18 protein-coding genes and 3 pseudogenes are annotated in these 23,363 nt (G+C 69.4%); 11 read left to right on the top strand and 10 right to left on the bottom strand.

Features of this window, described 5'->3' with window-relative positions; translation table 11 throughout:
• Positions 1–271: 271 nt before the first annotated feature.
• Both ACFC96_RS20260 and bldG read right to left on the bottom strand, forming a co-directional pair.
• Complete coding sequence (locus tag ACFC96_RS20260) at positions 272–706, bottom strand: ATP-binding protein (protein ID WP_376255837.1); 435 nt, start codon at positions 704–706, stop codon at positions 272–274.
• 97 nt (positions 707–803) lie between these two features.
• Positions 804–1,145, bottom strand: a complete 342-nt coding sequence (bldG, locus tag ACFC96_RS20255) for an anti-sigma factor antagonist BldG (protein WP_003975386.1) — start codon at positions 1,143–1,145, stop codon at positions 804–806.
• 80 nt (positions 1,146–1,225) lie between these two features.
• Here bldG and ACFC96_RS20250 point away from each other — a divergent pair, with 80 nt between their 5' ends.
• On the top strand, positions 1,226–3,808 hold the full coding sequence (locus ACFC96_RS20250) for a DEAD/DEAH box helicase (RefSeq protein WP_376613447.1): 2,583 nt from the start codon (positions 1,226–1,228) through the stop codon (positions 3,806–3,808).
• A 233-nt stretch (positions 3,809–4,041) separates the two neighbouring features.
• Here ACFC96_RS20250 and ACFC96_RS20245 read toward each other — a convergent pair whose 3' ends face one another.
• Both ACFC96_RS20245 and ACFC96_RS20240 read right to left on the bottom strand, forming a co-directional pair.
• Entirely contained in the window at positions 4,042–4,170 is a 129-nt protein-coding gene (locus tag ACFC96_RS20245; RefSeq protein WP_376613445.1) for a hypothetical protein, read from the bottom strand.
• Positions 4,171–4,315: 145 nt separating this feature from the next.
• Entirely contained in the window at positions 4,316–4,639 is a 324-nt protein-coding gene (locus tag ACFC96_RS20240) for a TadE family type IV pilus minor pilin (protein ID WP_376613443.1), read from the bottom strand.
• Positions 4,640–6,636: 1,997 nt separating this feature from the next.
• On the opposite strand from ACFC96_RS20240, the pseudogene ACFC96_RS20235 reads away from it, so the two are divergent.
• Positions 6,637–6,833, top strand: a pseudogene (locus ACFC96_RS20235) (glyoxalase/bleomycin resistance/dioxygenase family protein); the annotation flags it as partial.
• Between the two features lie 72 nt (positions 6,834–6,905).
• On the opposite strand, the gene ACFC96_RS20230 reads toward ACFC96_RS20235, so the two are convergent.
• Positions 6,906–7,217 carry a hypothetical protein gene (locus tag ACFC96_RS20230; protein ID WP_376613546.1) on the bottom strand — a complete coding sequence of 104 codons (312 nt, stop codon included), beginning with the start codon at positions 7,215–7,217 and terminating at the stop codon, positions 6,906–6,908.
• 144 nt (positions 7,218–7,361) lie between these two features.
• Between ACFC96_RS20230 and ACFC96_RS20225 the strand changes: the two genes are divergently transcribed.
• Positions 7,362–7,607 carry a winged helix-turn-helix domain-containing protein gene (locus tag ACFC96_RS20225; RefSeq protein WP_376613537.1) on the top strand — a complete coding sequence of 82 codons (246 nt, stop codon included), beginning with the start codon at positions 7,362–7,364 and terminating at the stop codon, positions 7,605–7,607.
• A 75-nt stretch (positions 7,608–7,682) separates the two neighbouring features.
• Here ACFC96_RS20225 and ACFC96_RS20220 read toward each other — a convergent pair.
• Together ACFC96_RS20220 and ssd are read right to left on the bottom strand one after the other, a co-directional pair.
• Positions 7,683–7,962 (bottom strand): annotated as a pseudogene (locus ACFC96_RS20220) (ATPase, T2SS/T4P/T4SS family); the annotation flags it as partial.
• Between the two features lie 246 nt (positions 7,963–8,208).
• Positions 8,209–8,794 (bottom strand): annotated as a pseudogene (gene ssd, locus ACFC96_RS20215) (septum site-determining protein Ssd); the annotation flags it as partial.
• Positions 8,795–9,388: 594 nt separating this feature from the next.
• On the opposite strand from ssd, the gene ACFC96_RS20210 reads away from it, so the two are divergent.
• Positions 9,389–10,234 carry an HAD family hydrolase gene (locus ACFC96_RS20210; protein ID WP_376255822.1) on the top strand — a complete coding sequence of 282 codons (846 nt, stop codon included), beginning with the start codon at positions 9,389–9,391 and terminating at the stop codon, positions 10,232–10,234.
• A 406-nt stretch (positions 10,235–10,640) separates the two neighbouring features.
• On the opposite strand, the gene ACFC96_RS20205 is transcribed toward ACFC96_RS20210, so the two are convergent.
• Positions 10,641–11,465, bottom strand: coding sequence for an oxidoreductase (locus tag ACFC96_RS20205; protein WP_376613441.1), 825 nt, complete (start codon positions 11,463–11,465; stop codon positions 10,641–10,643).
• Positions 11,466–11,566: 101 nt separating this feature from the next.
• Here ACFC96_RS20205 and ACFC96_RS20200 point away from each other — a divergent pair, with 101 nt between their 5' ends.
• Positions 11,567–12,547 (top strand): ATP-binding protein, encoded by a 981-nt coding sequence (locus ACFC96_RS20200; RefSeq protein ID WP_376255818.1) that lies wholly within the window; start codon positions 11,567–11,569, stop codon positions 12,545–12,547.
• Between the two features lie 30 nt (positions 12,548–12,577).
• Here the strand turns inward: ACFC96_RS20200 and ACFC96_RS20195 are convergent, their stop codons facing one another.
• Entirely contained in the window at positions 12,578–13,831 is a 1,254-nt protein-coding gene (locus ACFC96_RS20195) for a hypothetical protein (RefSeq protein ID WP_376613439.1), read from the bottom strand.
• 345 nt (positions 13,832–14,176) lie between these two features.
• Here ACFC96_RS20195 and ACFC96_RS20190 point away from each other — a divergent pair, with 345 nt between their 5' ends.
• The 6 genes from ACFC96_RS20190 (at position 14,177) to ACFC96_RS20165 (ending at position 22,114) form a co-directional block, all read left to right on the top strand.
• Entirely contained in the window at positions 14,177–16,534 is a 2,358-nt protein-coding gene (locus ACFC96_RS20190) for a bifunctional SulP family inorganic anion transporter/carbonic anhydrase (RefSeq protein ID WP_376613437.1), read from the top strand.
• Between the two features lie 163 nt (positions 16,535–16,697).
• Positions 16,698–18,656, top strand: a complete 1,959-nt coding sequence (gene acs / locus ACFC96_RS20185; protein WP_376613435.1) for an acetate--CoA ligase — start codon at positions 16,698–16,700, stop codon at positions 18,654–18,656.
• A gap of 208 nt (positions 18,657–18,864) precedes the next feature.
• Entirely contained in the window at positions 18,865–20,268 is a 1,404-nt protein-coding gene (gene nhaA, locus ACFC96_RS20180; protein WP_376613433.1) for a Na+/H+ antiporter NhaA, read from the top strand.
• A 50-nt stretch (positions 20,269–20,318) separates the two neighbouring features.
• Entirely contained in the window at positions 20,319–20,828 is a 510-nt protein-coding gene (locus tag ACFC96_RS20175; RefSeq protein ID WP_376255808.1) for a phage holin family protein, read from the top strand.
• Positions 20,825–21,775, top strand: a complete 951-nt coding sequence (locus ACFC96_RS20170) for an alpha/beta fold hydrolase (RefSeq protein ID WP_376255806.1) — start codon at positions 20,825–20,827, stop codon at positions 21,773–21,775. Before ACFC96_RS20175 ends, ACFC96_RS20170 begins: the two co-directional genes overlap by 4 nt.
• A 150-nt stretch (positions 21,776–21,925) precedes the next feature.
• Entirely contained in the window at positions 21,926–22,114 is a 189-nt protein-coding gene (locus tag ACFC96_RS20165; protein WP_376255804.1) for a hypothetical protein, read from the top strand.
• A 36-nt stretch (positions 22,115–22,150) separates the two neighbouring features.
• On the opposite strand, the gene ACFC96_RS20160 is transcribed toward ACFC96_RS20165, so the two are convergent.
• Entirely contained in the window at positions 22,151–23,350 is a 1,200-nt protein-coding gene (locus tag ACFC96_RS20160; protein WP_376255803.1) for a MarP family serine protease, read from the bottom strand.
• Positions 23,351–23,363 lie beyond the last annotated feature (13 nt).

Here is a 23,363-nt window from a genome sequence, read left to right as displayed (position 1 = left end):
TGATCAAAACAGTGCGCGAGAAACGGAATTTGCCATCCGTTACTACCCGGCAAATGATCGTCCAACACGATGGGCGCACAGGAAGCAGTAATGCCCTGAAAGCATTGAGGCTTGATCCAATTATGATCGACGATCTAGGAAACGCAAAAGGGCCCTGCTCACCGGGGTGACTGCAGGGCCTCGAACCAGAAACGATCAGATGGGGGCACCGCCGGGCGGAGCCACAGGCGGGCGGATCAGGGGGCGTTGCGCGGACGCCCGGGGGGCCGCGTCAGGACGGAAGCGTCGCCGGCGTGGTCGGCCAAGTCATCCGAATGAGTCCACCGGACTCGTCCGTGGTGACCTCCACGTCGTCGACGAGGCCACTGATGACGGCGAGGCCCATGTCGTCCTCACCCTCCTCCAGATCGTCCGACCCGCCGGGCGCGCCGGACGACTGATCGCCCGGGGCACTCCGCGGAGCCTCGTCCCCGACCTCGATGGAGAACTGCTTCTCCTCTTCGGTGAGAATTACCCGAACGGGTGCAGCGATACCGCTGCTCCGGTGAAGACCGACGGCGCGGCTGCAGGCCTCGCCGACAGCGAGCCTGACCTCGTCGAGCACGGCCTCGTCCACTCCGGCCCTGCGCGCCACCGCGGCCGCCACCAGGCGGGCGGTTCTGACGTGCTCGGGCTGCGCGCTGAATCGGAGTTCGACGGTGGCCATGCATCCCCCTCGGATGTACGGGCGTGCTCTGAAGGGACCGGGCCATCGGCCCGGCCCCCACTTCCGCTCAGCCACCGGCCTGTGGGCCGGTGACCGATCAGTCGGTAGCCGCTACGGCTTCCTCGACCGAGGTGTGGATGGGGAACACCTTGGTCAGGCCGGTGATACGGAAGATCTTGAGAATGCGCTCCTGGTTGCAGACCAGTCGCAGCGAGCCCTCATGGGCCCGCACTCGCTTCAGTCCGCCCACCAGCACGCCGAGCCCGGTGGAGTCGAGGAAATCGACTCCCTCCATGTCGACGACAAGGTGGAAGCTGCCGTCGTTCACCAGCTCGACCAGCTGCTCTCGCAGCTTGGGCGCGGTATATACATCGATTTCGCCACCGACCTCGACGACCGTACGATCGCCGACGGTACGGGTCGACAGGGACAGGTCCACGGATCCTCCAGCACCTTGCTATCGAGCGGTCGTCCCTCGGGACACCTCGGCAGAGCCCCCGGGACGGATCGCCAGCCGCGATGGCATTCAATCACTTACCGGCAGGCGTGCACGACGCCTTAGGAGCATTGTCCGTCACGCCAGTGACACACTCGGTGCCGATGGCCAAGAATCACCGTCGCGGACAACCCACGGCGGACACCGCTTCCCGCCCCTCTCCAGGGGCGATTCTCGACCGGCTCACCTCGGGTCCGAGCCGGGCTTCGCGCATCACTCATACGGAGCACTTGCCCCCGCGACCGGGTCGTCATGCCGTCTGGCCCGACCGCATCCGATCCGAGGTCATCGCGGCCGTCCAGTCGGCCGGAATCGAGCATCCCTGGGCCCACCAGGCACTCGCCGCCGAGCACGCGATGGACGGCGAGTCGGTCGTCGTCTCCACCGGAACGGCCTCCGGAAAGTCCCTGGCGTACCTCGTCCCGGTGCTCTCCCGGCTCCTCGACGGTTCCGAGGCGCCGAACGGGCGTGGCGCGACCGCGCTCTATCTCGCGCCGACGAAAGCCCTCGCCGCGGACCAGCGCCGATCGGTGAAGGAACTTTCACAACCTCTCGGCACGGCGATCCGCCCCGCGGTCTACGACGGCGACACCCCCGTCGAGGAACGCGAGTGGGTGCGGCAGTACGCCAACTACGTCCTGACCAACCCCGACATGCTCCACCGCGGGATATTGCCCTCACATCCCCGCTGGTCCTCCTTCCTCAAGTCGCTCAAGTACGTCGTGATCGACGAGTGCCACACCTATCGCGGCGTCTTCGGGTCCCACGTCGCCCAGGTCCTGCGCCGTCTGCGCCGTCTGTGCGCCCGATACGGCTCGGAACCCGTGTTCCTGCTGGCATCCGCCACTGCCGCCGACCCCGCCGTCGCTGCGGAGCGCCTGACGGGTCTCCCGGTCCTCGAGATCGCCGACGACGCCTCGCCCCGCGGCGAGCTCGTCTTCGCCCTCTGGGAGCCCCCTCTCACCGATCTCCACGGCGAGAAGGGCGCCCCCGTCCGCCGCACTGCCACGGCCGAGACGGCGGACCTGCTGACCGACCTGACCCTGCAGGGCGTCCACTCCGTGGCCTTCGTGCGCTCCCGGCGCGGCGCCGAGCTGATCTCGGTGATCGCCCAGGAACGCCTCGCCGAGATCGACCGTTCTCTCGCCCGTCGCGTCGCCGCCTACCGCGGCGGCTACCTGCCCGAGGAGCGCCGCGCCCTCGAACGCGCCCTGCACTCCGGCGAACTCCTCGGCCTCGCCGCCACCACCGCCCTCGAACTCGGCATCGACGTCTCGGGGTTGGACGCCGTCGTCATCGCCGGCTATCCGGGCACCAGGGCATCGCTGTGGCAGCAGGCAGGCCGCGCAGGACGGTCGGGGCAGGGTGCGCTCGCCGTTCTCGTCGCCCGCGACGACCCGCTGGACACCTACCTCGTCCACCACCCCGAAGCCCTCTTCGACCAGCCGGTGGAGTCCACGGTCCTGGACCCCGACAACCCCTACGTCCTCGCCCCCCATCTGTGCGCGGCCGCCGCCGAACTCCCACTCACCGACGACGACCTGCCCCTCTTCGGCCCGACGACCGCCGAGCTGCTCCCCCAGCTGGAGGAGGCGAAGCTGTTGCGCCGCCGCACCAAGGCCTGGCACTGGACCCGCCGCGAGCGCGCCGCCGACCTGACGGACATCCGAGGCGACGGCGGCAGCCCCGTACAGATCGTCGAGGCGGGTACGGGACGCCTCCTGGGCACCGTGGACGCCGGCTCGGCGCACACGACCGTCCACGACGGCGCGGTCCACCTCCACCAGGGCCGCACCTACCTCGTGAAGCGCCTTGACCTGGAGGACTCGGTCGCCCTCGTCGAGGAGGCCAATCCGACCTACTCGACCACCGCTCGCGACACCACCGCCATCTCCATCCTGGAGACGGACGTCGAAGTCCCTTGGGGCGACGGCCGGTTGTGCTACGGCTCCGTCGAGGTCACCAACCAGGTCGTCTCCTTCTTGCGCCGTCGTCTCATCACCGGCGAAGTCCTCGGCGAGACCAAACTCGACCTCCCTCCCCGTACCCTCCGCACCCGCGCCGTGTGGTGGACGGTGACGGAGGACCAACTCGACGCGGCCCGCGTGAACCCGGAGATCCTCGGCGGCGCGCTCCATGCCGCCGAACACGCCTCCATCGGCATGCTGCCGCTGTTCGCCACCTGCGACCGCTGGGACATCGGCGGCGTCTCCATCCCTCTCCACCCGGACACCCTGCTGCCCACGGTCTTCGTGTACGACGGCCATCCCGGCGGGGCGGGATTCGCGGAGCGCGCGTTCCACACGGCCCGCGAGTGGCTCACCGCCACGCTCGAAGCAATCGCCTCCTGCGAGTGCGAGGCGGGCTGCCCGTCCTGCATCCAGTCCCCCAAGTGCGGCAACGGCAACGACCCTCTCCACAAACGCGGCGCGGTACGGCTGCTGTCGGTCCTGCTCAGGGACGCCCCTTCGACGATGCCTTCGACGGCACCTCCGACACCGGCATCAGCACCGGTCTCGACAGCTACGGAGACGTCTTCGGCGCGGGCTTCGTCCGACGGCCGGCCGACGTCTCAGGGTCAGGAACCCGGTCCGGCGGCTGACTGACCGACTGACCCTGCGAAGCCCACCACTCGAGATCAAAGAGGTCGGCCGGATCCGCGGGACCAGCAGAGATGGTCGGATCCGCGGGTCCTTCCGGATCAGTCGGGCCCCCAAAGGCGGCCGAATCCGCCGGACTTGCAGGGTCGGCCGGGGCCCCAGGTGTCACTGGCCCCGCAGGACCAGCCCGGACACTGATCTCCGTGGTCAGCGGCGCGACGCCAGCCGCTGCGGTGACGTCAGACACCTCCCCCGCACACCGGGCACCGCACGAGCCGTGCGACCTGTGCGACCGCCACCCGGGCCGCGTGGGCGCAGGCCTCCTCACGGCCCTCCATCCAGTGATTGGCGGCCGCGAGAGCCGCCAAGTCGGCGGCCCCGCCTGCCCGATGGCGTACGACGACGGCCTACCCCGTGGTCAGTACGCACCCGAAAACCAGCCCCCGCGTGGCTATCGCCATCACGGCCCACACGGATCGCGGAACCCCGATCCCCCAGCCGCCCTCTGCCGCTTCATGGCTCACCTACCGCTCCCACAGCCTCCTCCGCCAACGCCACCGCGTCGGCCCAGAGACGGACGTTCAGCACGCCCGGACCCGGCGTCGCCGCCTCGACCGCGACCCGGACCAGGTCGCCCTCCCGGCTCACGGCGACCTTCGCGCTACGCAGCGCGACCCTCTTCGCCGACTCCACGGTCGCTCCCTGCGAGTCCTGGCGGGCGATCGCTCTGACGGCCTCCACGCACTGAATCTGCGCGGACTCGGCCATCAGCGCCCAGACCAGCGCCAGCCTGAAGGGCACGAGCACCGGCAGCACCACGGCCGCCTCAGCTGTCACGAACCCCGTTCACCGGCCCGTCGCTCACGAAGTCGTCTGCGGGCCGCCGCCTACCGGCCCTGCCCATGGAGCGCTCTCTCGAAGATCGCCTTGAAGCGCGGCCTGCACCTGCCCGTTGGTCAGCGACTTCGAGCAGCTCAATCTCGATGCCGACCCTGATGCAGACCGATCGGCGCAGGACGACTGACCAGCGGTACTGACGACACCGCACTCAGACTCGAGTGTGGTGTCTGGCGTGCCGTGAGGAGTCGGCAGCATCCATCCCTCTTCCCGCCGCGGCCCGTCTCATCGGGCCGCGAGCGCGGAGGCCCCCGGCCGACGCGCAACAAGACAGATCGCGGCTCCGACCCCGAGCGCGCACGCGCCGGCCTGGTCCTGCCGTCTGCTCTTTCTCTTCTTCTTCCTTCCCCACCTGCTGCCAGGCCGGAGTGTGCGTGAGAGGGGTTGTCGGCGCGACCGGTACGCCCGTACCGGCAGTCCTGACCTGCCGTTTTCCTCTCTCAAGCGGTGAAGGGTGCACTAGGGGCTTTAAGACCTAGTTTGCGGGTGACTTTGCTAGTGATTTTGAGGGTTAGTTTGTCGGCGATGCCGGTGCTGGCGCCGTGGTCCCCGGGCGGGTCGTCACAGGCGTTGGGCCTCCCCCACCCCGGGCATTACCGCTCCATGGTGAACACGGGCTCAGGCCGATCAGGCGGGCGGCCCCGCTTCCCGCCTCAACACCGCGCTCGGCGCCGCCCGCCCCCCACAAAGCAGCGGCCATCGACGAACTCCGTACCCGCGCGCCGGAATCTCGCCACCGCCGAACCCATCACGACCCCGGCCTGAGACCGCGGCCGCCCAATACAAGCCGCGCCGGTGAACGTGCTGACCGCGAACGGCCGCCACCGAGCCCTCAATACCGCCGCCCGGCGGGTCACGTTCGTCCACAGCGACCCGCTCAGTCATCGTCGCCGTCGTCGTCGTCGAGTCGCGCTCTCCGTGAAGTGCGCGCCGCGGTGGTCGGCGTCCACGGGCTTGGACTGGTCGTCGGGGCGGGCAGGGGTACAGCGGTTGAGGTAGCTGTTCCACCAGGCGAGGCGGTCAGCGGAATTCTGGCGCAAAGGATGCTGCCAGCGGTGAGGACCGAAGAGACGGCCGCGGTGAGGCCCGTGGCGGCGAGCGCCGCCCACCAGGGCGCGCTGGCGGCGGTCGCGAGCGCGGCGATCACAGTCCGTCACAGCCAACTGGTACGCATACCGGTACCCGTCTCGCTGTACCGCGCCGTCGGGCTCCACTGCGCGCCGGTTGCGCAGTCGCCCGTCGCCGCCTGCGCAACGGCTCGCGGATGGTTGCGCAGCACGACCCGATCGTCCACTGCGCAGCACCGGCCGGGGACCTGCGCAGCGGTGACCCCAGAGTGCGCAGTCAGGGTGCACAGCGACTGCGCAGCCGAGTTGCGCAGCACCGTGGGTGCTCGTTTCGCGGTGACTGCGCACTCCCCCGCACCGGTACGCGTTTGGTTTTCCAACGCGTACCGGCAGCCTCGGACGATTCCGCGTCACCCGTCTTCGAGGGCGCCGCAGCAACTCACCGCGTCCGCTGCCATCCGGCGACCGGTACGCGTCTTGCGGGCGCGGAGAAACGCGTACCGAAACGCGTACCGGTCTGCAGAACACCCAGGTCACAGACCCGTCAGCCATACCCATGACCAGCAGAACGCAACAGGTCGCTCAGGTACTGGCACGCGTTTTCGCTGTACCGCGCTAGCGGCCCGGTACGCGTTTGGGCGGGCGCCGCAAAGGGCGTTCGGACCTCTCGCAGCCGACCGGTACGCGTTGCGCGGTACTCGGTGCGCAACGCGCCCCAATCGGCAGTGCGCAGCCAGAGCCGGGGCCGGGCGGGCCCGCTGCGCAACTCCCAGGACCGCATTGGGCAGCAAGCGGGAGCACCTCCGCAGTGCACCACAAGTACGGGTTCCATACGGCGCTGCGCAGTCGTGGGCCGCACCCCGGCACCGTCAGCTCGTCCTGTTCCAGGGCGTCCCGGGCAAGGAGACCCGCATGGACCACCTCGGCTCGAAGTCGAGACTACCGAAGCCGTCTACGCCGCCACCCCCCGCCTCGCCGGCGCGGGTCTGTCCACCGACGTCGAGAACGGCACCACATGCTGCTATGCCCTGCAGGACAAGGTGTGGGTCCACGGCCCCGGCCAGGAGGCCACGAAGCCCCCTAGCAACCTGGGTACCTTCCGGGCTGATAGGAGGCTTCCTGCTCGTCTTGACGGTGTGTCACATGCGTCGCATCAGCCGTTCTGCCACAGCGTGCGTTACCTCATTCTCAGGAACTCGGTGCGCCGCAATGGCGATCACTTCGGCCAGCGCATCGGCCATCGGGCCCAAGAACGCTGCCTGCTCCGCCTCGCTGATGGCCTCCCCGGCTTCCAACACGCATTTCACAACTGCCAGCAATGTGGTCGCCGCCTCGAGTCCGGCAATGTCCGCAACGGCGCTGAGCATTCCGCCACGGGGGCTGATGACGAAGCACTCTTTCCCCGTTGCGGGGTCGGTGCCTACGTAACGGGGGTTTGTAGACTCATCCACGGTTCGACTCCTTGCAGTCGGGCCCACGCCCCGGGGATGTTCACCGCATCCGCCGGGGTCCTTCCGTTTCAGTCTCAGTGTACTTCGGTGTACCTCAGTGCACTCAAGATGCCGGAATCTGCGGAGTGCACTGAGGTGTACTGCATGGAGATTGACCGGACCCGTGCCATGTGGCCTCAGATTGCCGCCGTGATCATTGAGCGCATTACCAACGGCACGTATCCGCCAGGTAGCAAGGTGCCAAGCATCGTGGCCCTTGCCGCTGAATTCGACGTGGTCAACAGCACCGCGCAACGGGCCATGGAAGCCGTGCGGGCTGAGGGGCTGACGCGCTCCGAGAAGGGCATGGGGACCTTCGTCCTGAAGCCAGCGGAGCGGGACGTCAACTAGCGCCATGGCCTGGACTGTTGGCCGTTTCGACGCGTCCCGCCGAGGGGCCATAAGGCACATGTACGTTTAGACGAGGCACCCGCCCTCGTGTCCCGTGTTCAACGCGGCGAGGAGCGCCACGACCTCCGAGCCCCGCACTTCGCCCATCACCAGACGGTCCGGCGGCATGCGCGGCGCCTTACGCACCAGGTCGTCCAGACCCACGAGCGCCGCTCCTCCGAGTTGACGGGCCGCGCCTCGAGCCGCACCCCATGCGGATGGTCGGGCCGCAGCTCGGCGGAGTCCTCGGCTAGCACCACGCGCTCCCCGGCCCCACCAGGCCGAGCAACGCGCTCAGGAGCGTCGCCTCCCCCGAGCAGAGGCTCAAGTGGGCCCGTTCCCGCAAGTTTGGGGCGCAACTGACCGACTGTGCCCAGCACTTCGGTGACCCCGAGAAGTTTCCCCTAGGCCCTGAGCGTTTCCGCGACCCGCGCCGGGGTCGCCTGCGCACCGTTCACCGCGAGCCACTGCCACACCCCGTCCAACATGCGCGCACCCACGACCCCAGTCACGCGACCCGCACCGACCGCGCCCTCATCACCCACCACGCCCGGCCCGCCCTTCGCGACTCCGCGAACGCGGGCCACCGCATGCCTTCCGCGACCTCCCCGCCGAGCAGCACGTCGAGCCCGCCGCCGAGCAGATCCGCGTCGACGAGGTGGGTTCGCCGGCCGGTCCTCGCCGAAGTCACGGCGCACGCACGCCAGCGTGGACGCCCCGTCACCGCCTTGCCCGCCGACCACCTCGACGGTGAGCGCGGGCCTCCCCGCGCCTTAGGCCACGTAAGCGATCCTGTCCATCAGCCACTGCTCGCCGTCCGGCAGTATCAGCACATGGTCGGCGCCGATCTCGACGGCCCGCCGCCACACCCCCGAATCGTCCTGGTCACGCCCCACCAGCACGACGCCACGTCGCCGCGCCACACCCCGTACCCGCTCGACCGCGTCGTCCACGACGAACATCAGTGGCGCCGATTCCCAGCTCCCTGTGCGCTCCGGCACCCCGTGGTGGACCTCGGGCCGCGCGCCGGCCGCGGCGCACAGCCGCAGCAGGTCGTCCAGCAGATCCACGTCCTCGGTCACGATCAGCGGAGTGCTCCGCCGCCCGTCCGCGACCGGCGCCCGGTCGCATGTGATGGCTCCCGCCACGATTCCCGCCCCCTCGCTCGCTGTCCCGCTCGCACCTGCGAGCCGGCCACTCCGCTCGCGCAGCCCGACCCGGCCGGGAGCCCTACCGACTGCCCGACCGGCAAACGGAACCGGCAATGAACACCGGTCCCGACTTCGCGAGTGGAATCACCGTGCAGCGATCCCGGAAATCGTGTGGATCTTGGTCAATTACTGTGGACAAGAGAGTGCTTGTGAATATCCCCATCACCCATACCGGTGACATCACTTGTGTCATCTAGGGCGGCCCCTCAACTACTCTCTCCCAACCTTCCACAGAGCAGCCCCGCGACTACACAAAGTGACGGAGGTCGGGCGCCAGGCGGCGCCCGCCGGAAGCGCGACGCGGTGCGGCACAAGGGTGGAGAACGCAAAAGTCCGGACCCGAAGTGGGTCCGGACATGCGACGACCCCCGCCGGGGGGGAGAGCGGGGGTCGTCCCCACGGTCCGACTCGGGGGGGGAGGAGCCAGACCGGGTTAGCACGGTCGCGAACGATCCGTGACTTCCATGGTGTACCCGAGAGCCTTCTCAGGCAAACCCACGCGCCGCAGCTTACGCCGAATGGTGGGCGCCTATGCTCGGGCTCGTGGAAAACCACTCCTTGACCCACTCGATGCCCCGCACTGCCGCGTTCTTTGACCTGGACAAGACGGTCATTGCGAAGTCGAGCGCGCTCACCTTCAGCAAGTCGTTCTACCAAGGCGGGCTGATCAACCGCAGGGCGGTACTGCGGACCGCGTACGCGCAGTTCGTGTTCCTCGCCGGCGGCGCCGACCACGACCAGATGGAGCGGATGCGCGCGTACCTCTCGGCGCTCTGCCGCGGATGGAACGTGCAACAGGTGAAGGAGATCGTCGCCGAGACGCTCCACGACCTGATCGACCCCATCATCTACGACGAAGCCGCGTCGCTCATCGAGGAGCACCACACCGCGGGGCGCGACGTGGTGATCGTCTCCACATCCGGCGCAGAGGTCGTCGAGCCGATCGGTGAACTCCTCGGCGCGGACCGCGTGGTGGCCACGCGCATGGTGGTGGGCGACGACGGCTGCTTCACGGGCGAGGTGGAGTACTACGCGTACGGGCCGACGAAGGCGGAGGCGATCGAGGAGCTCGCCCGGTCCGAGGGGTACGACCTCTCGCGCTGCTACGCGTACAGCGACTCGGCGACCGATGTGCCGATGCTGAAGTCGGTCGGCCACCCCTTCGCGGTCAATCCGGACCGGACGCTCCGCCGTGAGGCGCTCGCGCGCGAGTGGCCGATTCTCGACTTCAACCGACCGGTCCGACTCAAGCAGCGGCTACCCACTCTGTCCGCGCCGTCGCGACCCGCCCTCGTCGTGGCCGCCGCCATCGGCGCCGCGGCGGCCACAGCGGGCCTGGTCTGGTACGCCAGTCGCCGACGCGCGACGGTCGGCTGAGACAGACCCCCTTTGAAGAGACCTGTCACACGGGAACCGAAAAGGCCCACCTCAGGCGCCCGTTTTACCCCTGATTGAACCTAAAAGTAAAGAAGTACCGCCAGGGGTTTCGCTTCCTCCGCACCTGGAGTACAAATAAGGCAACGGCCCGCGAGACCAAGGGACATCCGAGAGGATCACCTTAAAACGCAACCAAGGCCCCACGGACCGAGCATGAACGCCAGGCACCCACGCGACGTCGACCCGTCGATTACGGGCCAGCCGCACCAGGCCACGGGCTAAGTTCCCGACCTGATGGGCAATTTTCGAGGACGCTTGGTAACCAGGTGAACATGCCAGCGGCGGTACGAGGACTCGTACCGCCGCAACCCTTTTCAGGGACTTTCCAGCAACCCGTTCGCGGCGCCTACGCCGCTCCGCGCTGGAGCGCCTCGCACACCGCCGTCGACTCCCGGGCGCCGAGCTCCACGGACCGACCGCAGTGCGCGATCCATGCGGCAACCCCTTCCGGGGTGCCCGACACATAGCCTTCGAGCGCCGCCAGATACTCCGCGCGCCCCTGCTCGGCGTGCCCCACTTCGGCCGGACAGATCGACTTGGGGTCGAGTCCGCTGCCCACCAGGACGATGCGCTCGGCCGTGCGCGCGACCAGGCCGTTGTGCGACCCGAAGGGCCGCAGCGCGAGCAGTTCGCCGTGCACGACAGCCGCGGTGACCAGGGCCGGAGCCGAGCTGCCCGCAATGATCAATCCGGAGAGCCCTTCGAGTCGGCCCGCCACTTCCTGCGCGTCCGGCAGCGGGAGCTCGACCAGCGGCTCGTCGACCGGTTCGCTTCCCTGACGGGGGCGACCCACGGTGTCGCCGTTGTCGGCCGCCGCCACGAGGTGCAGACGTGCGAGCACCCGCAGCGGGGACTGCCGCCAGATCGACAGGAGCTGGCCCGCCTCCGCCGTCAGGCGCAGGGCAGCGCCGACGGTGCGCGCCTCCTCGTCCCCGCCCGCGCCACTGAAGTCGGAACGCCTGCGCACCTCTTCGAGCGGCCAGTCGGCGCCGGACAGCGCCGCGCTGCCCCGCGCGCCGCGCAACGCGGCCTCGGAGGTGACGGCAGTGCTGCGACGCCGCATGACCCGGTGGCCGTAGACCCGGTCCACGGCCTTGCGCACGGAGTCCACGGAGTCGGCCACGCCCGGAAGGGCCCCGAGAGCGGCAAGGGGGTCGGCTGTCGTACTCATGGGTACGACCCTACGCAGTTCAGGGCCCCGCCCCACGAAGGAGTGGTCTTCTTCACGCTGCACGGACACGAACAGCGACGCCCCCACTACGCTTGGTGAACATGAAGATCGCTTTCGTGGGGAAGGGCGGCAGCGGGAAGACCACGCTGTCCTCGCTCTTCATCCGCCACCTCGCCGCCATGGGCGCCCCCGTCATCGCGGTGGACGCCGACATCAACCAGCACCTGGGGCCCGCGCTCGGTCTCGACGACGACCAGGCGGCCGAACTGCCCGCCATGGGCGCACGTCTCCCCCTCATCAAGGACTACCTGCGCGGCTCGAATCCACGGATCGCCTCCGCGGACACGATGATCAAGACGACTCCGCCGGGCGAGGGCTCGCGCCTTCTGCGGGTACGCGAGAACAACCCGGTGTACGACGCGTGCGCGCGACCTGTGGAACTCGACGGCGGGGCCGTGCGTTTGATGGTCACGGGCCCCTTCACCGAAGCCGACCTCGGTGTCTCCTGCTACCACTCCAAGACCGGAGCGGTGGAGTTGTGTCTGAACCATCTCGTCGACGGCCGCGACGAGTACGTGGTCGTCGACATGACCGCGGGTTCGGACTCCTTCGCCTCCGGCATGTTCACCCGCTTCGACATGACGTTCCTCGTCGCCGAGCCGACGCGCAAGGGGGTCTCGGTCTACCGCCAGTACAAGGAGTACGCACGGGACTTCGGCGTCACGCTGAAGGTCGTGGGGAACAAGGTGCAGGGCCAGGACGACCTCGACTTCCTCCGTGCACAGGTGGGGGACGACCTGCTCGTCACCGTCGGGCACTCCGACTGGGTACGCGCCATGGAGAAGGGCCGTCCGCCCCGGTTCGATCTCCTGGAGGAGCCCAACGCGGCCGCCCTGCGCACGCTCAGGTCCGCCGCGGACGCCGCCTACGCGGGCCGCGACTGGGAGCGCTACACACGCCAGATGGTCCACTTCCACCTGAAGAACGCGCAGAGCTGGGGAAACGCGAAGACGGGCGCCGATCTGGCGGCCCAGGTCGACCCCGCCTTCGTCCTCCAGGAGAGTGTGGCCGCCACCGCCTGACCGGCGCAGCCACGCCCCGACCGGCCCCGGCTACTGCTTGACCGCCGGCGCTCCCGGTACTCCCTTGGGTGCCGGGGCGGGGCTGGTCGACATGAAGGACGCCCAGCCCTGCGCGGGGGCCTTCCCGACGCCCAGCGTGGTGAGCCGCTTCAGGGTCCGCGGGTCCTGGGCGTCCAGCCAGTCGGCGAGCTGGCGGAAGGAGACGCACCGCACCTCCGGCTTGGTGCACACGGCATGGACGGCCTCATCGACGGCGCGCATGTAGGCGCCGCCGTTCCAGGACTCGAAGTGGTTGCCGATGACCAGCGGCGCGCGGTTGCCCTTGTAGGCGCGGTCGAATCCCTGGAGGAGGCTGTTGCGCATCTCGTCACCCCAGAACTTCTGCTTGCCGGGGTCGCCCTGGGTGGCGGTGCCCGACTGGTTGATCATGAAGTTGTAGTCCATGGTGAGCTGCTCGTCCTGGTGTCCGGGGAAGGGCACGAGCTGCATCGACAGATCCCACAGGCCGTCGTTCTTGTTGGGCCAGATCTGGTCGTTGACACCGCTGGTGTCGTAGCGGAAACCGAGGTCGTGGGCCGCTCGCCGGAAGTTCTTCTGGCCCTCCAGGCACGGGGTGCGGGCGCCGATGAGCTCCTTGTCGTAGTCGAAAGGGAGCGGGGCGGCGTTCTTCATGCCCGTGTTCGTCTTCCAGGACTTCACGAAGGACTTGGCCTGGCCGATCTCGCTCTTCCACTCGGCCACCGACCACTCGCCGACGCCACCGCCCTTGCCGCAGAAGTGGCCGTTGAAGTGCGTGCCGATCTCGTTGCCGTCGAGCCAGGCGCCGCGGACCTGGTCCACGGTGTCCTTGATTCCCTGCTCGTCGTTGAAGCCGATGTCCGAGCTGCCCGGTGAGTGCTGCGGCGGCCGGTAGAGATCGCGCTTCTCCTCCGGGAGCAGGTACAAGCCGCTGAGGAAGTACGTCATCGTCGCGTTGTTCTGCTTGGCGACCTTGCGGAAGTGCGAGAACAGCTTCTTGCCGTCCTCCCCCGCCCCGTCCCAGGAGAACACCACGAACTGCGGCGGCTTCTGGCCTGCCTTCAGGCGCTCGGGCCTCGGTAGATGCGGCTGGTTTCCGGTGAACGCGGTCGAGCCGTCCCCGATCAGCCGCATGACGCTTCCCGGCGCGGGAGCGCCCTGCCGGGGCCCGGTCGCCCGGTGATCACCGGCCGCGCAGCCGGACAGGGCCGCGGCACATGCCGCGACGGCGGTGAAACTCGCGGCGAGCTTCTCGGTGGCGACCATGTCCGCCCACCTTCTTCCTCGGTCTCTTCGGCTTGGATCTCTTCGCGCCAAGGCAGGCGCAATGCGGCGAAATGCCGTATTTGCTGACGGTGCCGCCAACGTCACACGAGGCCCGAAGAAGAATTAATACGACAAGCCGAAGAAGGGCCCTATTCACCCATCGGGGTGAATGAATGCCCCATTTGCTCCGAAAATAAGTCCACAACCTTTACTCTGCATTACGATCCATTTACCGAACGTTGATTCATCCCGCCGCTGCACGCCGTGATCCACGGCCGCGACCCTGCCCCGCCACAGAGGGGCCCCTCGTTCCGCGACCGCGCTGCCCCGGAGGAGACGGGAAACATGTCAGCCTGCGTCCCCACACGCCCCGCCGATCCGACACGAACCGACGAAACCAGCCGCACCCATCCACCTCACAGCCCGCCGTCGAAGCCGCCCCGCCGCTTCCGCGTCTCGGGCGCCGACCTGTCCGCGTCCGCGGCGGTCTTCCTCATCGCCCTGCCCCTGTCCCTCGGAATCGCCCTGGCCACCGGGGCCCCGCTCCAGGCGGGACTCGTCGCCGCCGCCGTCGGCGGACTCGTGGCCGGCCGCCTCGGCGGCTCACCCCTCCAGGTCAGCGGCCCCGCCGCCGGCCTCACCGTCGTCACCGCCGACCTCATCCACCGTTACGGCTGGCGGACGACCTGCGCGATCACCGTCATCGCCGGAGTCGCGCAGCTCGGCCTCGGCTGCCTACGCGTGGCCCGCACCGCGCTCGCCGTGTCCCCCGCAGTCGTCCACGGCATGCTCGCCGGAATCGGCGTCACCATCGCGGTCGCTCAGGTGCACATCGTGCTCGGCGGCACCCCCCAGAGCGCCGTTCTCGACAACCTCCGTGCGCTGCCGGCCGAGTTGACCCACGTGGACCTGGCCGCGCTGCTCCTGAGCATGCTGACGCTCGCGGTCCTGTTCGCCTGGCCCCGGATCCCCGGACGCGCCGGGCGGGCCCTGCGAAGAGTGCCCGCCGCGCTCGTCGCCGTCGCCTGCGCCACCGCGACGGCCGCGTTCGCCGGGATCACGGTGACCAAGGTCGACCTGCCGTCCTGGAGCAGCCACGCCCTGGCCGGCCTGCCCGAAGGACCTGTACTGGGCCTCGTGGCGGCCGTCCTGACCACGACGCTCGTGTGCAGCGTGCAGTCGCTGCTCGGTGCCGTCGCCGTGGACAAGCTCGCGTCCTCGAAGCCCGCCCTGCGCCCGGAGGCACGCCGCTCCGACCTCGACCGGGAACTGCTCGGTCAGGGCTCGGCCAACATCGTCTCCGGAGCCCTCGGCGGGCTCCCCGTCGCCGGGGTCGCCGTCCGCAGCGCCGCGAATGTGAACGCGGGCGGGGAGAGCAGGAACTCCTCGATGCTGCACGGCGTTTGGGTGGTAGTGGCCGCGCTCCTGATGGTCCCGGTCCTCGAGCTGATCCCCCTCGCCTCACTCGCCGCCCTGGTGATGGCCGTCGGCATCCAGATGGTGTCCCTGCACCACATCCGGACGGTCACCCGCCACCGTGAGGTCCTCGTCTATGCCGTGACGACGCTCGGCGTGGTCGTCCTCGGCGTACTCGAAGGCGTGGCCCTCGGCATCGCGGTCGCCGTCGGGGTCGCCCTGCACCGGCTCACCCGCACCCGGATCACCCACACCGTGGACGAGACGGGCACCGCAGGCCAGGGCGGGACCCATCACGTACGGGTGCGCGGGCAGCTGACCTTCCTCGCCGTGCCCCGCCTCAGTCGCGTACTGCATCAAGTTCCCCAAGGAGTGTGCTGCGTCGTGGAGTTGGACGGGTCCTTCATGGACCATGCCGCGTTCGAGTCCCTACAGGACTGGCAGAAGTCACATGTCGCGCAGGGCGGCAAGGTCGAGGTGACCGGGCGGGCGGGTACCCGTATCGCCGAGCCCGCGTCGACGTCGAACTCCTGCTGCCGCCCCTGGACCCCCTGGCGCAACCACCACTGCGACCGCCCGCAGACCGAGACCACCGAGCCCTCGGCAGGTGGTGGCGGGTATCAACTGGCCAGCGGGATCAGCGCGTTCCAACGGGACACGGCGCCGCACGTCAGGGATGAACTGGCCCGGCTCGCCCGTGAGGGCCAGCGGCCCACCCAGCTGTTCCTGACCTGCGCCGACTCCCGGCTCGTGACGTCGATGATCACCTCGAGCGGCCCCGGCGACCTCTTCGTCGTCAGGAACGTGGGGAATCTGGTGCCGCTGCCGGGCGCCGAGAGCGGTGACGACTCCGTGGCCGCGGCCATCGAGTACGCCGTCGACGTTCTGAAGGTGCAGTCGATCACCGTGTGCGGGCACTCCGGCTGCGGCGCGATGCAGGCGCTGCTCAACAGTCCGCCCGAGGGCGGCGCGCAGACACCCCTGAAGCGGTGGCTGCGGCACGGCCTGCCGAGCCTCGCCCGCATGGCGACCACGAACCAGCCATGGGCACGGCTCGCCGGGCGCGCCCCCGCCGACGCCGTCGAGCAGCTCTGCCTGACCAATGTCGTCCAGCAGTTGGAGCATCTGCGGGCCCATGAGTCGGTGGCCCGCCGCCTCAAGGAGGGCTCGCTCGAGCTCCACGGGATGTACTTCCACGTAGGCGAGGCACAGGCCTATCTGCTCACCGAGCAGCCCGACGAGGTGTTCGACCAGGTGGAGCCGGAAGGCGAGCTGCGCCCGGCGTGAACCCGTCCGTGAGAGCGTGCGTGCCGGTGGGTGACGTCATCGGCACGCACGCATAGAGCCCAACAGGTCTAAACCATTATTCGGACCCCCCTTGTCACCGAGGGGGGCCGTCTGATGAGCTGTGGTCTGGGACACAACGGACACCCTGGGAAAGGGAGATGTCGTGAGCAACGAAAGCCTGGCCAACCTTCTTAAGGAAGAGCGAAGGTTTGCGCCGCCGGCCGACCTGGCGGCCGCCGCCAACGTCACCGCGGAGGCGTACGAACAGGCCAAGGCTGACAGGCTCGGCTTCTGGGCCGAGCAGGCCCGTCGGCTGACCTGGGCCACCGAACCGACCGAGACCCTCGACTGGTCGAACCCGCCGTTCGCCAAATGGTTCGCGGACGGGAAGCTGAACGTCGCGTACAACTGCGTCGACCGCCACGTCGAGGCCGGGAACGGCGACCGGGTCGCCATCCACTTCGAGGGTGAGCCGGGCGACAGCCGGGCCATCACCTACGCGGAACTCAAGGACGAGGTCAGCCGCGCGGCCAACGCGCTGACCGAGCTCGGCGTGCAGAAGGGCGACCGCGTCGCCGTCTACCTGCCGATGATCCCCGAGGCCGTCGTCGCGATGCTGGCGTGCGCGCGCATCGGCGCCGCGCACTCGGTCGTCTTCGGCGGATTCTCGGCCGACGCCATCGCGGCCCGCATCCAGGACGCCGACGCCAAGGTCGTCATCACGGCCGACGGCGGCTACCGGCGCGGCAAGCCGTCCGCGCTCAAGCCGGCCGTCGACGACGCGGTCAGCCGCGTCGACGGGGTCGAGAAGGTCCTCGTCGTCCAGCGCACCAAGCAGGACGTCGCCTGGACCGAAGGCCGCGACGTGTGGTGGCACGAGCTCACGCAGAGGCAGTCGGCGGAGCACACGCCCGAGGCGTTCGACGCCGAGCAGCCGCTGTTCATCCTCTACACGTCCGGCACGACCGGTAAGCCCAAGGGCATCCTGCACACCTCCGGCGGCTACCTCACGCAGGCCTCGTACACCCACCACGCGGTGTTCGACCTCAAGCCGGAGACAGACGTCTACTGGTGCACGGCCGACATCGGCTGGGTCACCGGGCACTCGTACATCACCTACGGCCCGCTCTCGAACGGCGCGACGCAGGTCATCTACGAGGGCACCCCGGACACCCCGCACCAGGGCCGCTTCTGGGAGATCGTGCAGAAGTACGGGGTGACGATCCTGTACACGGCGCCGACGGCGATCCGCACGTTCATGAAGTGGGGGGACGACATCCCCGCCAAGTTCGACCTGAGCAGTCTGCGGGTCCTCGGTTCGGTCGGTGAGCCGATCAACCCCGAGGCCTGGATGTGGTACCGGAAGAACATCGGCGCCGACAAGTGCCCCATCGTGGACACCTGGTGGCAGACCGAGACCGGCGCGATGATGATCTCGCCGCTGCCCGGTGTCACCGAGACCAAGCCGGGCTCCGCCCAGCGCGCCCTGCCCGGCATCTCGGCGACGGTCGTGGACGACGAGGCGCGGGAGGTCCCGGACGGTGGCGGCGGTTACCTCGTCCTGACCGAGCCGTGGCCGTCGATGCTGCGCACCATCTGGGGCGACGACCAGCGGTTCATCGACACGTACTGGTCCCGCTTCGAGGGCAAGTACTTCGCCGGCGACGGCGCCAAGAAGGACGACGACGGCGACGTCTGGCTGCTCGGCCGGGTGGACGACGTGATGCTGGTCTCCGGCCACAACATCTCGACCACCGAGGTCGAGTCGGCGCTCGTCTCGCACCCCGCGGTCGCCGAGGCGGCGGTCGTGGGCGCGGCCGACGAGACGACGGGGCAGGCCATCGTGGCCTTCGTGATCCTGCGCGGCACGGCGTCCGCCGACGACGAGGGTCTCGTCGCCGACCTGCGCAACCACGTGGGCGCGACACTCGGCCCGATCGCCAAGCCGAAGCGGGTCCTGCCCGTGGCCGAGCTGCCCAAGACCCGCTCCGGGAAGATCATGCGGCGCCTGCTGCGTGACGTGGCGGAGAACAGGGAGCTGGGCGACGTCACGACCCTGACGGACTCCTCCGTCATGGACCTCATCCAGACCAAGCTCCCGTCTGCGGCGAGCGAGGACTGACCGCACCGCACACCAGGAAATGGGCACCCGACGCCGAACGCGCCGGGTGCCCATTTCGTGCGTAAAGTGACGATCACCAGCTATGGCCCGCGTACACCCGGTAGGGTGAAAGCTCAACTGGTGTGCCGGGAAGTCTGGTCGGCAACGCCGTCGGCGACCCCTCGTCGGCGCGTTCGTGAAAGCCGAACCCGACCGGAGGTCGTCACCCGTGGCCGCGCCCGCCCCCAGCAAGAACAGCCGTAAGGCACTCGGCCGCCTCTCCCTCCCCGAGCGCACGTTCGTGGCGGACGCCCTGCGTGCCGAGACCGTCGGCGGAGTTCTGCTCCTCGTCGCCGCGATCGCCGCCCTCATCTGGGCCAACACCCCGCTCAGCGGCAGCTACAAGTCCATACTCGACTTCCACATCGGCCCCGCCGCGCTCGGCCTCGACCTGTCCCTCGAGCACTGGGCCGCCGACGGACTGCTCGCCGTGTTCTTCTTCGTCGCCGGTATCGAGCTCAAGCGCGAACTCGTCGCGGGTGACCTGCGCGACCCCAAGGCGGCCATGCTGCCCGTCGCCGCCGCGCTCTGCGGCATGGCGGTCCCCGCGCTCGTCTACTTCCTCGTCAACGTCACGGGCGGCGGTGCGCTCGACGGCTGGGCGGTGCCGACCGCCACCGACATCGCGTTCGCACTCGCCGTCCTCGCCGTCATCGGCACCTCGCTGCCGTCCTCGCTGCGCGCGTTCCTGCTCACACTCGCCGTCGTCGACGACCTCGGCGCCATCCTGATCATCGCGATCTTCTTCACCAGCGACATCGATTTCGCCGCCCTCGCGGGCGCCGTCGTCGGCCTCGGCGTCTTCTGGCTGCTCCTGCGCAAGGGCGTACGCGGCTGGTACGTCTACGTGCCGCTCGCCCTCGTCATCTGGGGCCTGATGTACAACAGCGGCATCCACGCCACCATCGCCGGCGTCGCCATGGGGCTCATGCTGCGCTGCACCCGGCGGGACGGCGAGGAGCACTCGCCCGGCGAGCACATCGAGCACCTGGTGCGCCCGTTCTCGGCAGGGCTCGCCGTGCCGCTGTTCGCCCTGTTCAGCGCGGGCGTGGCGGTGTCGGGCAGCGCCCTGACCGACGTGTTCACCAAGCCCGAGACCCTCGGTGTGGTGCTCGGGCTCGTCGTCGGCAAGGCGGTCGGCATCTTCGGCGGGACCTGGCTCACGGCCCGCTTCACCCGCGCCTCGCTCTCCGACGAGCTGGCCTGGCCCGACGTGTTCGCCGTCGCGTCCCTCGCCGGCATCGGCTTCACCGTCTCGCTCCTCATCGGCGAACTCGCCTTCACCGGCAACCCGCTGCTGACCGACGAGATCAAGGCTTCCGTCCTGATGGGCTCCCTCATCGCGGCCGTCCTGTCGAGCGTCCTGCTCAAGATCCGTAACGCCAAGTACCGCGCGATGTGCACCGAAGAGGAGCGCGACGAGGATCTCGACGGCATCCCGGACATCTACGAGGAGGACAAGCCGGAGTACCACTTGCGGATGGCGGAGATCTACGAGAAGAAGGCCGCCGAACACCGCAGGCTTGCCGAAGTGACGGGCGGGGCAAGCGACGAGAGCAGTCGTCCGGCATGATCTGACAGCAGGTCTGCTAAAGATGCCCGTAAGAGAAGAGGGAGTACGCGATGAGCGCACCCGACGGCACACCGGTCGGCGCCGAGCGCAGCATCGGCCAGCTGGTCGCCACGGCCACGACCGAGATGTCCGCGCTGGTGCACGACGAGATCGCCCTGGCGAAGGCCCAGCTCAAGCAGGACGTGAAGCGGGGTGCGGTCAGCGGCGGCGCCCTCTCGGCGGCCGGCGTGGTCCTGCTCTTCTCGCTCCCCATGCTGAGCTTCGCGCTCGCGTACGGGATCCAGGCCTGGACGGGCGGCCACAACGGTGCGGGCGGCTGGAACCTCGGCTGGTGCTTCCTGCTCTCCTTCGCGGCGAACGTGCTGGTGGCCGGGCTGCTGGCTCTGATCGGCGTCGTCTTCGCGAAGAAGGCCAAGAAGGGCAAGGGCCCGCAGAAGGTCGCCGCCTCGGTCAAGGAGACGGCAGGCGTACTGGGGAACGCCAAACCGCACCCCCGTCCGGTGGCCCCGGCGAACCGAGTCGGTGACACGGTCGAGGTTGTGGCACGCTCGTCTTCATGACGGACCCCGCCACCCCTTCGGCCCAGCCCGCCTCGGTCGTACGCATCGGCGTCCCGGGCGGTGGCGAGCTGACCCACCGGGACGTCGCCGCCAACGGCGCGCGCTTCCACATCGCCGAGATGGGCGACGGGCCACTGGTCCTGCTCCTGCACGGCTTCCCCCAGTTCTGGTGGACCTGGCGGCACCAGATGGTGGCGCTCGCCGACGCCGGGTTCCGGGCCGTGGCCATGGACCTGCGCGGCGTCGGCGGCAGCGACCGCACCCCCCGCGGCTACGACCCGGCGAACCTCGCGCTCGACATCACGGGCGTCGTCCGGTCCCTCGGCGAGCCCGACGCGGCACTCGTGGGGCACGACCTGGGCGGCTATCTCGCCTGGACCGCGGCCGTCATGCGGCCCAAGCTGGTGCGCCGGCTCGTGGTCTCCTCGATGCCGCACCCCCGGCGCTGGCGCTCGGCGATGCTGTCCGACGTCAAGCAGACCGCCGCGGGCTCGTACGTCTGGGGCTTCCAGCGGCCGTGGGTGCCGGAGCGTCAGCTCGTCGCGGACGACGGCGCCTTGGTCGGGCGGCTGATCCGGGACTGGTCCGGGCCACGCCTCCCCGACGACGATGTCGTGGACGTGTATCGGCGCGCCATGTGCATCCCGTCCACGGCGCACTGCTCGGTCGAGCCGTACCGCTGGATGGTGCGGTCGATGGCCCGCCCGGACGGCATCCAGTTCAACCGGCGCATGAAGCGTCCGGTGCGGGTGCCGACGCTCCATCTGCACGGCTCGCTCGACCCCGTGATGCGTACGCGCAGCGCGGCGGGCTCCGGCGAGTACGTCGAAGCGCCGTACCGCTGGCGGCTGTTCGACGGTCTGGGGCACTTCCCGCACGAGGAGGACCCGGTCGCGTTCTCCAACGAACTGGTCAGCTGGCTGAAGGACCCCGAGCCCGACCGGTGACGTCCGCACGGCCCCCTCGCACGATCGGGTGACGCGTTCGAGCCATGTCCGGGAACAACTGTCCTTCGAACTGCCAATTGCCTGGCGCATAGGCCAATTGGGGGGCCTGAGCGCGATTACCGACCTTGGGGCACGGGCACACGTCGGGGTATGGGCTGGACGCACGACTACAGTGACGCAGCACGCAACCGCCGCTCAGCCACGGTGCTGAGCCGTCACCCGGGGGGTGGCCCGCAGGAATCGGGCCCTGACCAAACCCCTCCGGGGATCAACATTCCCCGCATCCTGCGCCGCCGGGCCCGCTGGGTCTCGGCCCGGCTGCGGCACACGCGCGACTGACGCGTCACCGGCCGGGCCTGCACCGCCTCCAGAACCTCACAGGGCGCAGCTGTCGCTGTCCACCTGCTGGTTGGCCGTACGGCCGCGGGTGATGTCCGCGCTGATCTCGTCGCGGGTGAGCGCGTACCCGGTCTGGGCGCTGTCGAGCGACTTCGCGAAGACCACGCCGTACACCTTGCCTTCGGGCGTGAGCAGCGGGCCGCCGGAGTTGCCCTGGCGGACGGTCGCGTAGAGCGAGTACACATCGCGTCGCACGGTGCCGCGGTGGTAGATGTCCGGGCCGTCGGCCGTGATGCGGCCGCGCACGCGCGCGGGGCGGACGTCGTACGCGCCGTTCTCCGGGAAGCCGGCGACGATCGCGCTGGCGCCGCGCTCGGCGTCCGTGGACGTGAACTGGAGCGGGGGCGCCTTCAGCGTCGGCACGTCGAGGACGGCGATGTCGCGCTTCCAGTCGTAGAGGACGACCTTCGCCGCGTACATCCGGCCCTCGCCGCCGATCTGCACGTTCGGTTCGTCCACGCCGCCGACCACGTGAGCGTTCGTCATGACGCGGCGGTCGGCGAAGACGAAGCCGGAGCCTTCGAGGACCTTGCCGCAACTCGGGGCCTGGCCAGTCACCTTGACGATGGAGCGCTTGGCCGTCTGCACGACCGGACTGTTCGCCAGCCTCGGGTCGGGGGGCTGGACCTCGGTGATCGGCTCGTTCGAGAACGGGCTGAAGACCTGCGGGAAGCCGTTCTGCGCGAGCGCCGAGGAGAAGTCCGCGAACCACGAGTTCGCCTGCGTGGGCAGGGCTCTGGACACGCCGAGCAGGATCTTGGAGTTGCGCACTTCCTTGCCGAGCGTGGGCAGCGTCGTGCCGGCCAGGGCCGAGCCGATGAGCCAGGCGACCAGGAGCATCGCCACCACGTTCACCACGGCGCCGCCCGTGGCGTCCAGGGCGCGGGCCGGGGACCAGGTGATGTACCGGCGCAGCTTGTTCCCCAGGTGCGTGGTGAACGCCTGTCCCACGGAGGCGCAGACGATGACCACGATGACTGCGGCGACGGCCGCCGTCGTACTGACCTTGGCCCCGTCCGTCACCGCGCTCCAGATCACGGGCAGGACGTAGACCGCGACGAGGCCGCCGCCCAGGAAGCCGATCACCGACAGGATGCCGACGACGAAGCCCTGGCGGTAACCCACGATCGCGAACCACACGGCGGCCACGAGCAACAGGATGTCCAGCACATTCACGTGGGCCACCCTG

It is taken from the genome of Streptomyces sp. NPDC055955 (assembly GCF_042270245.1).
Lineage (GTDB): Bacteria > Actinomycetota > Actinomycetes > Streptomycetales > Streptomycetaceae > Streptomyces.
This window is presented reverse-complemented; position numbering and strand designations above follow the sequence as displayed.